This window comes from Pseudoxanthomonas fibrivorans (assembly GCF_041464125.1).
In the GTDB taxonomy this organism is placed as follows: domain Bacteria; phylum Pseudomonadota; class Gammaproteobacteria; order Xanthomonadales; family Xanthomonadaceae; genus Pseudoxanthomonas.
The window spans coordinates 1-16,740 of the sequence record NZ_JBGNUG010000002.1; the positions used below are offsets into that span (position 1 = coordinate 1).

Annotated in this window: 16 protein-coding genes; 6 read left to right on the forward strand and 10 right to left on the reverse strand. The window is 72.1% G+C overall.

The window, feature by feature from the left end:
* The coding region (locus tag ACA089_RS13470) for a glucokinase (protein ID WP_372017807.1) at positions 1-195 on the reverse strand (195 nt) is incomplete at its 3' end.
* Positions 196-576: 381 nt separating this feature from the next.
* Between ACA089_RS13470 and ACA089_RS13475 the strand changes: the two genes are divergently transcribed.
* The 5 genes from ACA089_RS13475 to ACA089_RS13495 are packed head-to-tail and all read left to right on the forward strand — an operon-like array spanning position 577 to position 6,312.
* Positions 577-1,860, forward strand: coding sequence for a sugar MFS transporter (locus ACA089_RS13475; protein ID WP_372017809.1), 1,284 nt, complete (start codon positions 577-579; stop codon positions 1,858-1,860).
* A 46-nt stretch (positions 1,861-1,906) separates the two neighbouring features.
* On the forward strand, positions 1,907-2,977 hold the full coding sequence (locus ACA089_RS13480) for a LacI family DNA-binding transcriptional regulator (protein WP_372018924.1): 1,071 nt from the start codon (positions 1,907-1,909) through the stop codon (positions 2,975-2,977).
* A 2-nt stretch (positions 2,978-2,979) separates the two neighbouring features.
* The gene (locus tag ACA089_RS13485) at positions 2,980-4,050 is read left to right on the forward strand and encodes an SIS domain-containing protein (protein ID WP_372017811.1); all 1,071 of its coding nucleotides are present in this window, start codon (positions 2,980-2,982) and stop codon (positions 4,048-4,050) included.
* Positions 4,050-5,204 carry an N-acetylglucosamine-6-phosphate deacetylase gene (nagA, locus tag ACA089_RS13490; protein ID WP_372017812.1) on the forward strand — a complete coding sequence of 385 codons (1,155 nt, stop codon included), beginning with the start codon at positions 4,050-4,052 and terminating at the stop codon, positions 5,202-5,204. The genes ACA089_RS13485 and nagA overlap by 1 nt, the downstream gene beginning before the upstream one ends.
* Positions 5,205-5,226: 22 nt before the next feature.
* Positions 5,227-6,312, forward strand: coding sequence for an acyltransferase family protein (locus ACA089_RS13495; protein WP_372017814.1), 1,086 nt, complete (start codon positions 5,227-5,229; stop codon positions 6,310-6,312).
* A gap of 66 nt (positions 6,313-6,378) precedes the next feature.
* Here ACA089_RS13495 and ACA089_RS13500 read toward each other — a convergent pair whose 3' ends face one another.
* The 7 genes from ACA089_RS13500 to ACA089_RS13530 form a co-directional block, all read right to left on the reverse strand.
* Positions 6,379-7,653 carry an RNA polymerase sigma factor gene (locus ACA089_RS13500; RefSeq protein ID WP_372017816.1) on the reverse strand — a complete coding sequence of 425 codons (1,275 nt, stop codon included), beginning with the start codon at positions 7,651-7,653 and terminating at the stop codon, positions 6,379-6,381.
* A 49-nt stretch (positions 7,654-7,702) separates the two neighbouring features.
* Positions 7,703-8,113, reverse strand: a complete 411-nt coding sequence (locus tag ACA089_RS13505) for a VOC family protein (RefSeq protein WP_372017818.1) — start codon at positions 8,111-8,113, stop codon at positions 7,703-7,705.
* Positions 8,114-8,218: 105 nt separating this feature from the next.
* Entirely contained in the window at positions 8,219-8,644 is a 426-nt protein-coding gene (locus ACA089_RS13510; RefSeq protein ID WP_372017820.1) for a YciI family protein, read from the reverse strand.
* A 97-nt stretch (positions 8,645-8,741) separates the two neighbouring features.
* Entirely contained in the window at positions 8,742-9,107 is a 366-nt protein-coding gene (locus ACA089_RS13515; RefSeq protein WP_372017822.1) for a DUF1428 domain-containing protein, read from the reverse strand.
* A 95-nt stretch (positions 9,108-9,202) separates the two neighbouring features.
* Entirely contained in the window at positions 9,203-10,894 is a 1,692-nt protein-coding gene (locus ACA089_RS13520) for a glycoside hydrolase family 43 protein (RefSeq protein ID WP_372017824.1), read from the reverse strand.
* Between the two features lie 89 nt (positions 10,895-10,983).
* The gene (locus tag ACA089_RS13525; RefSeq protein WP_372017826.1) at positions 10,984-12,237 is read right to left on the reverse strand and encodes a multifunctional CCA addition/repair protein; all 1,254 of its coding nucleotides are present in this window, start codon (positions 12,235-12,237) and stop codon (positions 10,984-10,986) included.
* Positions 12,238-12,301: 64 nt separating this feature from the next.
* Positions 12,302-14,227 (reverse strand): lytic transglycosylase domain-containing protein, encoded by a 1,926-nt coding sequence (locus tag ACA089_RS13530; protein ID WP_372017828.1) that lies wholly within the window; start codon positions 14,225-14,227, stop codon positions 12,302-12,304.
* 99 nt (positions 14,228-14,326) lie between these two features.
* On the opposite strand from ACA089_RS13530, the gene ACA089_RS13535 reads away from it, so the two are divergent.
* Positions 14,327-15,202, forward strand: a complete 876-nt coding sequence (locus tag ACA089_RS13535) for a sulfite exporter TauE/SafE family protein (protein ID WP_372017829.1) — start codon at positions 14,327-14,329, stop codon at positions 15,200-15,202.
* A 6-nt stretch (positions 15,203-15,208) separates the two neighbouring features.
* Here ACA089_RS13535 and ACA089_RS13540 read toward each other — a convergent pair whose 3' ends face one another.
* Complete coding sequence (locus ACA089_RS13540; protein WP_372017831.1) at positions 15,209-15,880, reverse strand: DUF4124 domain-containing protein; 672 nt, start codon at positions 15,878-15,880, stop codon at positions 15,209-15,211.
* A 47-nt stretch (positions 15,881-15,927) separates the two neighbouring features.
* Positions 15,928-16,578, reverse strand: a complete 651-nt coding sequence (locus tag ACA089_RS13545) for a hypothetical protein (protein WP_372017833.1) — start codon at positions 16,576-16,578, stop codon at positions 15,928-15,930.
* Positions 16,579-16,740 lie beyond the last annotated feature (162 nt).

The window sequence follows — 16,740 nt, forward strand, 5'->3', positions numbered from 1 at the left end:
GATGAACTCGGCCAGGATGTCGGCCAGGCCGGCGTAGTCGGCGCAGCGGAACTTGCTGTAGGCCAGCACCTGCAGCGGCGCCCCGGCCGCCCCGGCCTGGACCAGGCCGATGCGCACGTGGGTGCCGCCGACGTCGGCGGCGATGAACGGCGGCGACTGCGGAACCGGCACGAACGTTGGATCGACTGCTGGCACGAACGCTCCCCGAGGCTGGGGTGCCAGGCGAAGCCACGGCACCAGTTCCGGCGGAGTGTGAAATCCATCTGACAACGATGTCAACACAATTTCGCGGGGGCCTCGGACGAGCCGGCGACCGGTTCCGAAAACGAGCGTCCTGGTCCCGGGCAGACCGAGATTGGGTTCAGTTATGGATGCAAATCAGCCACATGGAGCGTATTCAGGAGCGCGAAGATGGTCCCATTCGTGCTGCGGAGCAGCACGCGAACGGCGATGCAGATCGTGGCCCGGTTGACTTTTCAGGCGTCGCGACGGAAAAAATGTGACAACGTTGTTCCCGCCTGACCGCCGCCATGGCGCCGCAGGGGACCGTCCATCGCCGGGGAGGCACCAGATTCCATGTCCGTCACCACCACCGCGCCCGCGCGCACAGGCCTGGCCTCGTCCATCGCCATCGTCGGCGGCCTGTTCTTCATCATCGGCTTCTTCACCTGGATCAACGGGCCGCTGATCACCTTCGTCCAGTTGGCGTTCGACGTGAGCGAAGTGGCCGCGTTCCTAGTTTTAATGGTGTTCTACCTGTCGTACTTCTTCCTCGCCCTTCCAGCTTCGTGGATCCTGCGCCGTACTGGCATGAAGAAGGGGCTGGCTCTGAGTCTGGCCGTCATGGCACTGGGCGCGCTGGCGTTTAGCCAGTTCGCCACCTTGCGTATTTTCGGTGGCGCATTGGCGAGCTTGTTCGTGATTGGTGGCGGCCTCGCCCTGCTGCAGACCGCGGTCAACCCGTACATTTCCATTCTCGGGCCGATCGAAAGCGCGGCGCGGCGTATCGCGTTGATGGGCATCTGCAATAAGGTCGCAGGCATGCTTGCGCCGTTGCTGCTCGGCACGCTGGTGCTGCACGGGGTCGACGATCTCGCCGCCGCGGTGGCGGCCGCCGACGCGGTAGGACGCAATGCGCTGTTGGCGGATTTCGCAGGTGGAATCCGCGGTTTCTACGTCGTGATGGCAGCGCTTCTGCTGCTAGCGGCGGTGGCCATCCTGTTTTCGCCGCTTCCGGAAATCCGCGCCGCCGAAGCGAATGCCGCCCCGGGGTCCGGCGTGGAGGAGCGCGGGAGCGTGTTCCGTTTCCCGCATCTGTGGCTGGGTGTGCTGTGCCTATTCGTCTACGTGGGCGCGGAGGTGATGGCGGGGGACGCGATCGGCACCTACGGCCGAGCCTTCGGTCTACCGCTGGACCACGCCAAGTACTTCACCTTCTTCACCTTGGCTGCGATGCTGCTGGGCTACATCGCGGGTCTGTGGCTGATCCCGCGCGTAGTCAGCCAAGAAAAATGGCTGAGCGTCTCGGCGGTGCTGGGCGTGCTGCTCTCGGTGGGCGCGCTGCTGACCAGCGGCTATGTGTCGGTCGGCTTCGTCGCCGCCCTCGGCTTCGCCAACGCGATGATGTGGCCGGCGATCTTTCCGCTCGCGATCCGCGGCCTGGGACGTTTCACCGAGACCGGCTCGGCGCTGCTGATCATGGGCATCGCCGGCGGCGCGATCATCCCGCAGGCGTTCGCGGTGCTGAAGCAGCACGCCGACTTCCAGTGGGTGTTCGCCGGCCTGATGGTGCCCTGCTACCTGTACATCCTCTACTACGCCCAGCGCGGCCACCGCGCCGGCCTGACGGCCGGGCGGTGATTGCCGCATGATGGACGGCGGGATGAACCACAAGGCAGTCGAACGCATGCGCAGGCCGACCATCAAGGACGTCGCCGAGCGGGCCAAGGTCTCGCTCAAGACGGTGTCGCGGGTGATCAACAACGAACCGTCGGTGATGCAGGCCACGCGCTCGCGCGTGCTGGCGGCCATCGCCGAGCTCGACTACGAACCGGACGCCACCGCGCGCAACCTGCGCAGCGGCACGCCGTTCGTGATCGGCCTCGTCTACGACAACCCGAACCCGTACCACATCATCGGTGTGCAGAACGGCGTGCTCGCCGCCTGCCGGGAGACCGGCTTCGGCCTGCAGATCCAGCCCTGCGATTCGACCTCGCCGCTGCTGGCGGAAGAGCTGGCGGAGTTCGTGCAGCGCTCGCGCCTGGCCGGGCTGGTGCTCACGGCGCCGATGTCCGAGCGCACCGACCTGGTCGCCGCGCTGGTGGCGCGCGGCATCCGCGTGGTCAGGATCATCGCCGCCACCGAGGATCCGGGCGACGGCCCCTGCGTCTACATCGACGACCGCGACGCCGCCTACGAAGTCACCGAACACCTGATCCAGCTGGGCCACCAGCGCATCGGCTTCCTCTGGGGCGGGGCGCAGCACCATTCCTCCGGCGAGCGCTATGCCGGCTACGAGGCCGCGCTGAAGGACTACGGCATCGCGCTGGACAAGCACCTGGTGATTCCGGGCGACTACACCTTCGACGACGGGTTCCGCGGTGCGCGCCGGCTGCTGGCCCTGCGCGAGCCGCCCACCGCGATCTTCGGCTCCAACGACGAGATCGCCGCCGGGGTGCTCGCCGCGGCCAAGTCGGTCGGGCTCAACGTTCCCTACGACCTGTCCATCGCCGGCTTCGAGGACAGTCCGTTCTCGCGCCAGTCCTGGCCGGCGCTGACCACCGCCAAGCAGGCGACCGAAGAGATCGCGCGCCACGCGGCGCGCCTGCTGATCGGCAGCCTGCGCCAGGACGCGTACGAAGACCATCCGCTGGCCGTGTCCAACCAGGGCTTCGTGCCGCAGCTGGTCGTGCGCGGCTCCACCGCCCCGGCGCCGCTGCAGTCGCGACCGCGTCCCCCCACCTCTTCCGAAGCATGACCATGCCGCTCGTGCAGCCCGGCGTATTGCCCGCCGAGACCGATACCCTGATGCACAACGAGGCCGCGCAGGCCGCCGACGTGGTCGCCGCGCAGTTCGCCCGCAATCGCGGCACGATCGCGGCGCTGGCCGCGCAGCTGCGCGCCGCGCCGCCGCCGTTCGTGGCCACCTGCGCCCGCGGCAGCTCCGACCATGCCGCGACCTATGCCAAGTACCTGATCGAAACCCAGCTGGGCATCGTCACCGCCTCGCTGTCGCCGTCGATCGGTTCGGTCTACGCGACCCCGCTGCGCCTGGAAGGCGCGCTGTTCATCGCCATCTCGCAGTCCGGCAAGAGCCCCGACCTGCTGCGCAACGCCGAGGCGGCCAAGGCCTGCGGCGCGCGCGTGGTGGCGCTGGTCAACGTCGAGGACTCGCCGCTGGCGCAGCTGGCCGACACGGTGATCCCGCTCGGCGCCGGGCCCGAGAAGAGCGTGGCGGCGACCAAGAGCTACCTGGCCTCGCTGGCGGCCATCGCCCAGCTGGTCGCGCACTGGAAGGACGACGCCGCGCTGCTGGCCGCGCTGGAGGCCCTGCCGCAGTCGCTGCGCCAGGCCTGGCAGCAGGACTGGTCGCCGCTGGCCGACGGCCTGGTCGACGCGCGCAACCTGTTCGTGCTCGGCCGCGGCCTCGGCCTCGGCGCGGCGCAGGAGGCGGCGTTGAAGTTCAAGGAAACCTGCGGCCTGCACGCCGAGGCCTACAGCTCGGCCGAGGTGAAGCACGGCCCCATGGCGCTGGTCGGTGCGGGATTCCCGGTGCTGGTGTTCGCCCAGCCCGACGAAACCGGCGCCGGTGCGGTCGCGGTGGCCGACGAGTTCCATGCGCGCGGCGCCGAGGTCTGGGTCGCCTCGGCCCAGGGGCCGACCCCGGCATCCTCCAGCGTCCGCCTGCCACTGGCGCCGGCCGCGCATCCCGCGCTGGCACCGTTGCTGACCGTGCAGAGCTTCTACCGCGCCATCAATGCGCTGGCGCTGCGTCGCGGCCACAACCCCGACCTGCCACCGCACCTCAACAAGGTCACGGAGACGGTGTGATGGCCACGCGTGCGCTGGTCAACGCCCGGGTCCTGGTCGAAGACGGCTTCCGCGACGACGTGGCGGTGCTGCTGGACGAGGCGGGCGACATCGCCGCGCTCGTGCCGGCCGGCCAGGCCCGCGTGCAGGCCGCGGAGGTCCACGACCTGGGCGGTGGCTGGCTGGTGCCCGGGTTCATCGACGCACAGGTCAATGGCGGCGGTGGCGTGCTGTTCAACAACGACACCCGGGCGGAAGCGATCGCGGCGATCGGCCGCGCGCACCGCCGGTTCGGGACGACCGGCTTCCTGCCCACCCTGATCAGCGACGATGCCGAGGTGATGGCACGCGCGGTCGCGGCGACCCGGGAGGCGATCGCCGCCGGCGTGCCGGGCGTGCTCGGCGTGCACCTGGAAGGTCCTTACATCGCCCCGGCGCGCAAGGGCACGCACGACGCAGCCAAGTTCCGCGTGCCGGATGCGGCCGAAGCGGCGATGGCGACCTCGCTGGACAACGGCGTCACCCTGATCACGCTGGCGCCCGAGCAGGTGCCGCTGGGAACGGTCCGTGACATGGTCGCGCGCGGCGCGATCGTGGTCGCCGGCCACACCGCCGCCAGCTACGAGCAGGCGCGCGCCGGCCTCGACGCCGGACTGCGCGGCTTCACCCATCTGTTCAACGCGATGTCGCCGCTGCAGGGGCGCGAGCCGGGCGCGGTCGGCGCCGCGCTCGAGGACCGCGACAGCTGGTGCGGCGTGATCGTGGATGGCGTGCACGTGCATCCGGCCAGCCTGCGCGTGGCCCTGGCGGCCAAGCCGCGCGGCAAGCTGTTCCTGGTCACCGATGCGATGCCGATGGTCGGGTCGGAGGATCCGGCCTTCGCCCTCTACGGCGAAGTGATCACCGCGGTGGATGGCGTGGTGCGCAACGCCGCCGGCGCGCTGGCGGGCTCGGCGCTGGACATGGCCACGGCCGTGCGCAACTGCGTGCGCCTGCTCGGCCTGCCGCTCGACGAGGCCGCCCGCATGGCCTCGACGTACCCGGCCCAGTTCCTGGGGCTGTCCGCGCGCCACGGCCGGATCGCGCCGGGGTGCCAGGCCGACCTGGCCCTGCTCGACGACGACCTGCAGGTGCGCTCGACCTGGATCGCTGGCGCGCGCGAGGATGTCGTATGACCGGCCGGGTCGTGCGCATCGCATGAATCACGCACCCGCGGCGCGGGCGCCGCGTTTCGCCTCGGTCGATGCGCTGCGTGGGCTGACCGTGGCGGCCATGCTGCTGGTCAACAACCCGGGCGACTGGGGCCATGTGTACCCGCCGCTGCTGCACGCGACGTGGCATGGCTGCACGCCGACCGACCTGGTGTTCCCCTTCTTCCTGTTCATCGTCGGCGTCTCGATCGCGCTGGGCATGGTGCCGCGGGTCGAGGCCGGCGCCCCGCGGCCCGCGCTGATGCGGGCCGTGGCGGTGCGGTCGCTGCGCATCATCGGCCTGGGCCTGGTCCTGCACCTGCTGGCGTGGTGGTGGCTGGACACCGCGCATTTCCGCCCCTGGGGCGTGCTGCAGCGGATCGGCCTGTGCTTCCTCGCCGTCGGTGCCGCGGCGCTGTGGCTGCGGCCGCGTGCGCAGGCGTGGTGGCTGGCGGCGCTGCTGCTGGGATGGTGGGGCCTGCTCGCCGCCGGTGGCAGCCTCGCGCCGTGGCACAACCTCGCCAGCCGGGTCGATACCGCGTTGCTCGGGCCATGGCTGTACCAGTTCGACCCGGCCACCGGGCTGGGCCACGATCCCGAAGGCCTGCTGAGCACGCTCGGCGCGCTGGCCACGACGCTGCTGGGCCTTCGCGCCGGTGCCTGGCTGCGGCGCGGACGCGTCCGCACGCTGGCCTGCGCGGGCGTCGCCGCGCTGCTGCTGGGCCTGGCCTGGTCGACCGTGCTGCCCTTGAACAAGAACCTGTGGACCCCCTCCTACGTCCTGTGGACCGGTGGCTGGGCGATGCTCGCGCTGGCCGCGGCACACGTGCTCATCGACCGGCGCGGATGGCCGGCCGTCGGTCGCAGCTTCGGGGTCAATGCGATCGCGGCCTATGCGGGATCGGCGGTGATGGTCTACGGCTTCGCCGCGCTGGGCTGGTGGGAGCCGCTCTACCGGGGTGGATTCGCCGGCTGGATGACGCCGCGCTTCGGACCGTACCTGCCCTCGCTGGCGTTCGCCGCGGTGTTCGTCGGTGCGTGGTGGCTGGTGGTGCGCGGGATGGACCGGCGCGGCTGGTACGTCAGGATCTGACGCACCAATGGGGCGGGCGGGACACGCCCCGCGTGGCAGCGCGTGCCGTGCATTCCGGCAGGCGGGTCATGCGGCGCATTGCGCGGCGCGCGCGAGCAGCAATGCGCGCTCGCGGCCATTGCCGGCCAGCGCCGCCGCGCGTTCGAACTCCGAGCGCGCCTCGCCGGTCCGTCCCAGCCGGAACAGCAGGTCGCCGCGCACGCTCGGCAGCAGGTGGTAGCTGGCCAGCTTCGGTTCGTCGCGCAGCGCGTCCACGCGTTCCAGCGCCGCTTCGGGACCGAAGGCCATCGATACCGCGACCGCGCGGTTGAGCTCGACCACCGGCGACGGCGAAAGCTGGGCCAGCGCGTCGTACAGGGCGACGATGCGGACCCAGTCGGTCTCCGCGGCCGTGACCGCGCGCGCATGGCAGGCCGCGATCGCCGCCTGCAGCGCATACGGCCCGAGCGCGCCGCCGAGCCGCTGCGCACGCTCCAGCGCCGCAAGCCCGCGGCCGATCAGCAGCCGGTCCCAGCGCGAGCGGTCCTGGTCCAGCAGCAGGACCGGCTCGCCGTCGGCGCCTGTGCGCGCATGCAGGCGCGAGGCCTGGATCTCCATCAGCGCGACCAGGCCGTGCACTTCCGACTCGTCCGGCATCAGCCCGGCCAGCACGCGCCCCAGGCGCAGCGCCTCCTCGCACAGCGCCGGACGCATCCAGTCGTCGCCGCTGCTGGCCGCGTAGCCTTCGTTGAACACCAGGTAGACCACCCCGAGCACCGCCGACAGCCGCTCCGGCAGCTCCTCGCGGCGCGGGATCTCGAACGGCACGTTGGCTTCGGCGAGCGTGCGCTTGGCACGGACGATGCGCTGCGCGACCGTCGCTTCGGCGGCCAGGAACGCGCGGGCGATCTCGCCGGTCTCCAGTCCGCCGAGCAGGCGCAGGGTCAGCGCCACGCGCGACTCCGGCGGCAGCACCGGATGGCAACTGATGAACATCAGCCGCAGCAGGTCGTCGCCGACCGGGTCGTCCAGCAGGTGCTCGTCGCGCCGTTCGGCCTCCTCCTGCAACTGCTCGAGTTCGTAGGCGACCTGGACGTGCTTCTCGTCGCGCAGCTTGAGGTGCCGCAGGCGGTCGATGGCGCGGTTGCGCGCGGTGGTGGTCAGCCATGCGGCCGGGTTGTCGGGCACGCCGGTGTCGGGCCACTTCTCCAGCGCCGCCACCAGCGCATCCTGCGCCAGCTCCTCGGCCAGGCCGACGTCGCGGACCATGCGCACCAGGCCGGCGATGACGCGCGCCGACTCCATCCGCCAGACGGCGTCGATGGTGCGGTGGATGTCGTGGTGCCCGTGGTCGTGGTTCATGCGCGGGGATCACACCACCGCGGCGCGGCCACGGCAAGTCCCGCGCCGGTCATGCCTGCGGCGGCACCGCGTCGGCGGCCATGTGGAACGGTTCCCACTGGTGGCCGTCCAGGTCGGCGAAGCTCTGCTGGTACATGAAACCGTAGTCGCGCGGCGGCTGGGTCACGGTCGCGCCGGCGGCCACCGCTTTGGCGACGAAGTCCTCCACCTCCGCGCGGCTTTCCAGCGACAGCGCGAGCAGCACCTCGGTCTGCCGGTGGGCGTCGCTCACCGGCTTGGGCGTGAACCCCTGGAAGAACGGCTGCACCAGCAACATCACGAAGATGTCGTCGGAGACGATCATGCAGGTGGCGTTCTCGTCGGTGAACTGCGGATTGAAGCGGAAACCGAGCGTGGTGAAGAACGCGACCGAGCGCTCCAGGTCCTTCACCGGCAGGTTGACGAAGATCTTGCGGGGCATGGGCGGATTCCGTGGGTGGGTGGATGCCAGGGTGCGCGGGAGCCGGTGGTCCGGCGCGGCGCGCCATCCGTGGCGCGCCGGGGGCGTTCGCCGGGGCGTCCGGGCTCATCCGCGCGCGGCGATCTGGTCGCGAAGGCGGCGTTCCTGTTCGCGCAGCTCCGGGGTGAATTCGGCGCCGAAGTCCTCCTCCTCGAACACCGGCCGGATCTCCAGCTCGCTGTCCTCGGGCATCGGGTTGGGGCAGCGCCGCGCCCATTCGATGGCTTCCTCCATCGAGCGCACCTGCCACAGCCAGTAGCCGGCGACGAGTTCCTTGGTTTCGGCGAACGGGCCGTCGACCACGCTGCGCTGCCGGCCCGAGAAGCGCACCCGCACGCCCTTGCTGCTGGGGTGCAGGCCCTCGCCGGCCAGCATCACCCCGGCCTTGACCAGTTCCTCGTTGTAGCGGCCCATCGCGGCCAGCAGTTCTTCGCCGGGCATCGCCCCGGCCTCGGAACTGGCCGACGCCTTCACCATCACCATGACGCGCATGCGGGTCTCCTCGCTGGGTGGAAGCCACGCGGCTCCCTGTGTGGACGACGGACCGGGGCGGAAGGATTCGACATCCTGCCCTTCGCGCCGGTACCGCTCACTCGCCGGCCATGTCGACGATCGGCTTGAACCCGCCCCAGAACATGCGCTTGCCATCGAAGGGCATGTTGTCCGGGCCCATGCCGGCGAGCCGGGGGTCGGCCATCGCCAGCCGGTTGACCTTGTCGCGGTGCGCCCGCGAGCGGTAACGGATCCAGGAGAACACCACGACTTCGCCGGCCTTGAGCTTCACCGCCTGCGGGAACGACGTCACCTTGCCCGGTTGCACGTCGTCGGCGACCGCCTCCACGTACTCCAGCGCGCCGTGCTCGATCCAGACCTTGCCCGCCTTGCGCGCGAGCGCGCGGTAGGCCGCCACCTTGTCCTTCGGCACCGGCAACACGAAACCGTCCACGTACGACATGACTGCATCTCCTGCGGTTGGCGGCCGGCCGCGCCGGCCTGTTGCACGACGACGTCCCGCCGTCGCGGGGATCGACACGATGGAATCCGGCGTGTTCAAGGCGCGTGGTGCGATGGGGACTGCGCCGGGACGGCCTGGCCCCCGGACCCGGCCGCCCGGTTCCCGGCCAGCGGCGCCAGCGTCTCGATCTCGACCCGGTCCACGTCCACGTGCCCGCGCGCAGCCGCGTGCGCATCGCTCGACCAGGTGAACAGGGCCGGTCGCGCGCCCTTCCACCAGCTGAAGCGCATCGCGCTGGTCGCGCCCAGCGAATGGAAACTGCGGCCGTCATCGAGGCTGTACTCGTAGTGCACGCGCTGGTCCGCCACGTGCTGGCGCAGCTGGACGACGGTTCCGTCCGCGCGCGGTCCGCGGGTTTCGACGCCGGCGGCGGCGAACACCAGGTGGCGGTGGCCGCCCTCCCGCGCCACGCCGATCCAGTTCGGCTGCACCTGCAGCATGGCCAGGCCCGCGCGTTCGCCGTCGCGCATGGCCGACACATCCATCCGCACGGTGGTCCGCGACGCGCTGCCGTGGTGCACCTGGGTGAGGGTGTTGCGCGCGGCGAGGAAGCCGGGCGCGTACATCGCGGTCAGGCGCAGGTGGCCCGGACGGGCGGCCAGGCTCCAGTGCGAGTCGACCGGGTTGTGGTTCCATTCCCACTGTGGGCCGAGCACGCGCGTGTCGAAGCCGTCGGACGCCTGTGGCCGGATCGCCGGCCAGTCGCGTCCCACGTCGGGCATCGCATGCCCGGGCACGGGCTGGCCGGTGGTCGACGAAACCGGTTCGCCGACCAGCGGCCAGTCGTCGACCCAGCGCACCGGCTGCAGGTGCACGATCCGCCCATACGCGCCGGTGCTGTTGAAATGGACGAACCAGCCCTCGCCCGACGGGGTCTCCACGTACCCGCCCTGGTGCGGCGCCTGTACGTCGGTATCGCCCTGCGCGAGCACCGTGCGCCACTCGTAGGGGCCGCGGATGTCGCGTGCGCGCAGGACCGCCTGCGGGCCCTTCTCCACGCCGCCGTAGGGCGCGAAGATGTAGTACCAGCCGTTGCGCTTGAGCAGCTTGGGGCCCTCGAGCACGGGCAGGTTCACCGGGTCCTCGACGATGACCGTGCCGGCATCCAGGACGCGGGTACCGTCAGCGGTCATCCGTCGCAGGATCAGCGGTCCGGCGCCGACCTTCGAGTGCAGCAGCCAGGCGCTGCCGTCGTCGTCCCAGAACGGGGTCGGATCCTCGAAGCCGGCCTGCGCCACCAGCGCGACCGGCGCGCTCCAGGGACCTTCCGGCCGCTCCGCGGACACCATGAAGATGCCGTCGGTCGGCGTGGCGAAGTAGATGAACCAGCGGCCGTCGTGGTGGCGGATGCAGGGCGCCCACACGCCGGCGCTGTAGCGGTGGCCCATCGCCGGATCCAGGCGCGCACGCGCGGAGGCATCGTCGAAGTCCAGCGGCCCCGGCAGGTCGTAGGCCGGGCCGAACGGCAACCGCGGCAGTGCGTGGCCGACCAGGGTCCAGTGCACCAGGTCCTTCGATTTCAGCACCGGCAGTCCGGGCGAGAAGTGGAAGGTCGAGGCGACCATCACGTAGTCCCCGCCGACGCGGATCACGTCCGGGTCGGAGTAGTCGGCGAACAGGATCGGGTTGGCGTACCGGCCGGAGGGTGTTGCCGACGCGGGTACGCATGCGGCCGCCGCGGCAAGGCAGATGCCCAGCGACAGGGGGATCGGGAAGGCGTTGGGCACGGGCGCGTCCTCGGCGTCGCGGCCGTGGCCACGGGAGCGCAGAGCTTAACCGCAGCCTCCGCGGTGCCCGGCGGCGCCGGGCCCGGCGCTCAGGACGACGGGGCAGCCGTCGCCGCGCGCAGCGTGCGTGCCGCGGCGATCGCGGCGATACGCGCCTTGCGCACCGCCACGCCGACCTGCTGCCCGGCCAGCGCGCCGATGTCCGGCAGGTCGCGCGCGTTCACCGCGATGGCCGCGGCATGCAGCCGGCGCAACTCGCCGCCTTGTGGATAGGCCGCCTCCTCGCTGCCCAGCCGCCCGCGCTTGTCGGCCTCGCAGGCCAGTGCGATGCCGGCCACGCGTTCGGGACGGCGGAACGCATCGCAGCGTTCGAGCAGCTCGAGCACGGTGGCGTCGCGCAGCTCGGCCAGGCGATGCACGTTGAGGTGCTCGCGGCACACGCATTCGGCCAGGCCGCGGTGCTCCAGCGGCACCTTCAGCCGTTCGCACAGCACCGCCAGCGGTTTCAGCCCGGCGTGCTCGTGGCCGATGTGCTTCGGCAGCACGTGCGCCGGGGTGAGCGCCTTGCCGAGGTCGTGGACCAGCGCCGCGAACCCCACCAGGTCGTCGCCGGGGGCCAGCCGCGCGGCCATGTCGCTGACCAGCTGCTGGTGCACGCCGGTGTCGACCTCCGGGTGGTACTCGGCGCGCTGCGGCACGCCGTACAGCGCGTCGACCTCGGGCAGGATCGCGGCCAGCGCGCCGCAGGCGTGCATCGTGGCGAGGAAGGCCGACGGCTGCGGTGCCGCCAGCGCCTTGCGCAGCTCCTGCCAGACCCGCTCGGGCACCAGGGTGTCCAGTTCGCCGCTGGCGACCATCTGCCGCATGAGCCCCATCGTCTCCGGCGCCACGCGGAACCCCAGCGGCGCGAAGCGGGCCATGAAGCGGCCGGCACGCAGCACGCGCAGCGGATCCTCGGCGAAGGCCGGGCCGACGTGGCGCAGCACGCGTGCCTGTAGGTCGTCCACGCCGCCGTAGGGATCGACCAGGTCGCCGTGCGCGTCGCGCGCGATCGCGTTGATGGTGAAGTCGCGGCGCTGCAGGTCTTCTTCCAGCGTCACCGAGGGATCGGCGTCGACCACGAAACCGCGGTGGCCGCGGCCGCTCTTGCGCTCGGTGCGTGCCAGCGCGTGCTCTTCCCCGGTCTGCGGATGCAGGAAGACCGGGAAGTCGCGGCCTACCGCCCGGAAACCGGCATCGAGCATCCGCTGCGGCGTGGCACCGACCACGACCCAGTCGCGGTCGCCGGGCGGAAGGCCGAGCAGTTCATCGCGGATGGCGCCGCCGACCAGGTAGGTATCCATGCGTCCATCGTACTCCGGCGGGATACCGCGACGCGTCGCGCGCGCCGGCTTCCCGGCATCGCCATCAACCCGCCGGCATCGGTGCCGGGCAGGCGAAGCGCTTGCGCGCGCCTTCGGTCCTGCCCAGCATGCGCTCGCTGACCGGCAGCGCGTCGCCGTTGAGGCGCCAGTCGTAGATCACGCTGAACGCCATCACGCGGGCCACGTAGTCGCGGGTTTCCTTGTAGCTGATCGTCTCGATCCACAGGTCCGGATCGTGCGACGGGCGCTGCGAGAGCCAGCGCGCGGTCGGGGTCGGCCCCGCATTGTAGGCGGCGATCGCCTGGTAGGTCTGGCCGTACTTGTCCTCCATCTCGCGCAGGTAGGCGCTGCCCAGGGCGATGTTGGTGGAGGAGTCGTACAGGCTTTCGGCGCCCGCGTAGGGCAGGCCGGTGCGCTGGGCCACGCCGGAGGCGGTGCCCGGGAGCAGCTGCATCAGGCCCCGTGCGTTGGCCGGCGAGCGCGCGTTGGGATTGAAGGTGCTCTCGGCGCGGATCTCCGCCGCGATCCAGGCCGGGTCGAGGCCGTTGCGCTGCGCGGCAGCGCGGATGTCGGCATCGTGGTGCAGCGGGAAACGCAGCTCGTACAGGCGCTGTTCGTCGCTGACCTTGCCCAGCGAGAACACCGCGCGGTCGAACCAGCCCTGCTCCTGCTCCTGCGCCAACGCCACGGCCGTGCGCCGGCGCGCGTCGTCGAAGCGGGAGAGCGCGTCGTTCCACTCGCGCACCGCCCATCCGGGCTGGTCGATCCGGTACAGCGCCAGCGCTCGGACCAGGGCGGGATCCTTCGCGACGTCCTTGCGCAGCCCCGGAGGATCGGCTGGATCCCACGGGCACAGTGCGTAGGGCAGCTGCATCCGGTCGGCGGCGAGGAAACCATGGAAGGTCGGCGAGGCGGCAGCGGCGCGGAACAGCGCCTGCGCCTCGGTCCCGCGCCCGGTCTTCTCCAGCATCCGCCCCTCGAACCAGCGCCAGCGCGAATCCTCGCGCTGCCTGGCCGGCATCTTCCGGATCGCGTCCAGCGCGGCGGGCCAGTCCCCGCGCGCCATCGCCTCGCGCGCGCGCCATTCGTGCAGGCGCTCGTCGTACGCCGCCGCCGGCACCGCCGCCAGGCGCCGTGCCGAGTCGGGCAGGTAGGACGCCACCGTCCACAGCGCGACCTGGTACTGGACCTTGCCGCGTTCGGCCTCGTCCATCCCGAGCAGCGGCGCCAGCTGCGCCAGCTGGCGCTCGGCCGCATCCGGGTCGTCCTTGGCCAGGCGGGCCAGTCCGGCGGCGGCCACCTTGCGGCTGCGCGCATCGCGCGGCCATTGCGCGGCGCGCGCGTGCGGCGCCTGGACGAACGCGGCGTAGTCGCTGGCCAGGGCCAGCGCATCGGCCGGCAGGCCACGCGCGGCGGTGCGCATCACCCCCGGTTCGCCCTCTGCCACGGCCAGGTCGAAGCGCTCCCAGCGCAACCTGTCATCCAGCGCGCCGCGGGCGGCCAGCGAGGCGAACGTCGCGTCGCAGGCGTCCGGCAGCGACTTGCCCGAACGCCACAGCGCCTGCGCTTCGCCGTTCCAGCCCGCGTCCGCGCGGCCGAGCGCCTGCAGCGCGTTGAGGCGGGCGCAGCGCAGCCCGGCGTCGTCGCTGGCGCTCCAGTCGGCCAGGAAGTCGCTCCATTGTTCGCGCCGCGACAGCGAGGCCAGCCACAGCGGGCGCAGTGCCGCCGCCGCGGCCTGGCCGTCGTGGCGTTTCAGGAAGGCACGGACCTGCGCCGGGTCGGCGCGATCGAGGTCGCGTGACAGGCGCGCATACTCGAGCCAGGGCCAGCGCGGATCGCCGCGCAGCGCGTCGGCCTGCGCGGGCGCCAGTTGCCCGGCCCGGGCGGCGGCGATCGCCGCCCGCATGGCCACGTCGTTGGTGGCGGCGGCGGCGGCCTGCGCGGACGCGGGGCGGGCGGCCACCAACATGGGTGACAACAACGCGACCAGCGCGCAGCGGCGCAGGGTTCGCAGCGATGGGATGGTGACCGGGCGCGACATGCGGTCGAATATACCCAACGCGCCTGAATGGCCGTGACGATGCGGCGCGCGAGCCGCATCGCCCGCGACCGGCGGCGTTTCGCGATGGAGAAGACCTTGTCACCGCTGATGTTCCTGCTGTTTCCGCTGCTCGGCGTCGTCGCCGGCATCCTCGCCGGCCTGCTCGGCATCGGCGGTGGCCTGGTGCTGGTCGCCGCGCTGGCCTGGCTGCTGCCGCTGTTCGGCGTGCCGGAGGACGCGGCGATGCATGCGGCGCTGGCCAGTTCGCTGGCCAGCATCGTGCTGACCGCGGCCTCCTCGGCGCGGGCGCACGCACGGCGTGGCAGCGTGCTCTGGCCGACCGTCGCGTGGATGGTGCCCGGGCTGCTGCTGGGTGGCTGGCTGGGCAGCGGCGTGGCGGTCGCGCTGGACGACGCGATGCTGCGCTGGATCGTGGCCGGCTACTGCCTGGTCGCGGCCTGGCAGATCGGTTTCGGCCGCACCCGCGCGCCGACCGATGGCAGCGAGGTGCCGGCGCCCCGTGGCTGGCCGATGAGCGTCGCCGGTGGCGGGATCGGCGCGCTGTCGGCGGTGGTCGGCATCGGTGGTGGCAGCATGACCGTGCCGCTGCTGGTCTGGCGCGGCGTGCGGCCGGTGCGCGCGGTCGGCACGTCCAGCGCCTGCGGCGTCGCCATCGGCCTGGCCTCGGCGCTGGGCTACGCGCTGCACGCGCCGGCCGGGGCGCTGCCCGCGCACGGCATCGGCTACGTCTACCTGCCGGCGGCGATCGGCGTGGCGCTGGCCTCCGTGATTTCCGCGCCGTGGGGTACGCGGCTGGCGCACCGGCTCAGCGGCGATGCGCTGCGCCGGGTGTTCGCGCTGTTCCTGCTGCTGGTGGGCGTCAGCGTGCCGTGGTCGGGCTGATCCGGCTCAGCCGCCGCAGCTCGCCGTGACGATCCCCGCCAGGCGCTCGTACTCGGTGCGCCGACGTTCGACGTTGTCGGGATGGGCGAAACGGAATCGCGTCTCCGCTTCGCGCGCGTATCGCCGCCATGCCTCGCAGGCGGCGCCGTCGGGGACGCGCGCGCACTGGTCGCGGACGATCTCGCAGGCGCGACCTGCGCCCCCGGAGGGATTGCCGTCCAGGCCCACGGTCCGCAGCGGCAGGCAGCGCGGCGGTACGTCCTGGTCTTCCGACAGGTAACTGTCGTTGTCGTAGGTCGCACACCGGAACAGCGGCGGCGGTGGCGGCCGGTCCGGATCGGCGACCGCATCCGCCTGCCGGGTGCGCGGCAGGTTGGCGCTGTCGAGGATCCGTGGTTCCGGCCCGGTGCTGGTGGTGACGAACTCGTCCTGCGCCGTTCGCGTTGCCGGCGCCGCCGGAGCGTCGGGTGCGGCGGCTGCGGGGGCGCCAGCAGGACCCACTCCCGGCGGGGCGGTCGCCGGCGCCGGGGCCTGCCCGGGGCTGCTCGGAAGGTCGCGCACCGCCTGTTCGCGCTGGGTGCTGCCGGCAGGGCACGGTGCGTTCTGCACGGTCAACACCCCGGCGGCATCGGTGCAGCGGTAGATCGTGGTGCCCTGTGCCGCGACCTGCGTCGCCATGCAGCACCATCCCATGACAGCGAACCCCAGCAGTCGCCACGTCATGTTCAATAGCCCGGGCACTCGTTCGCCATCCGGGTATCGATCTGCTGCTGCTCGCGGTCGAGCGCGTTCCGTTCGCTGGGCATGGCGGCATGATAGAGCCGCAGGATCTCGTAGCGCCGGTCCGACAGGTGCGTGCAGACTTCCTGCTGGGTCAGGCGCACGCAGGAGTCGCGGACCCAGGTGCCGGCCGGCACGATCGCCCCGGAGGGCGGCAGGCGCCCCGCGCCGCTGCTGCCCACCGATGTTCCACCGCGCGGTGCGGGCACCGGCCGCGGTGGGCGGGGTCCCGGCCCGACGGGGTAGCCGAGCGTCCACAGCGGGACCCACCGCTCGGTGACCTGGTCGGTCTCGCTGATGTAGGTCGTGCCGTCCGGCGCCGTGCACTCGAACAGCGGCTGTGGCGCCTGCACGGTGACCACGCGCACTTCGCGCACGGACGCGGCCGGCGCGGCAGGTGCAGGCATCGTCGATACCGTGCGCGGAGGTGGATCCTGTGGACGCTGCATCTGCACGGCTTCCTGCCGCTCCCCGGGACGGCACGGCGAGTCGCGCAGGGCCACCAGCTGTCCGCGACTGTCCATGCACCGGTAGACCGTGACCTCCGCCGGAGCGGCGTGCACGCGCGGGACCGGCAGCGCCAGCACGAGCAGCATGACCAGCGCGCCCGCGGCGGCCGGGCGAGCCGGAAGGTCCGTATGCCGCACTGCCGTTCGTGCCCGGGCCGGCATGCGGGGACAACGCGTCGTCGGGATCATGGCCGTCTCCGTGACCTGGCCGCCATCCTAGCGCGGCGCCCGCTCGGACGATCCGGGCGC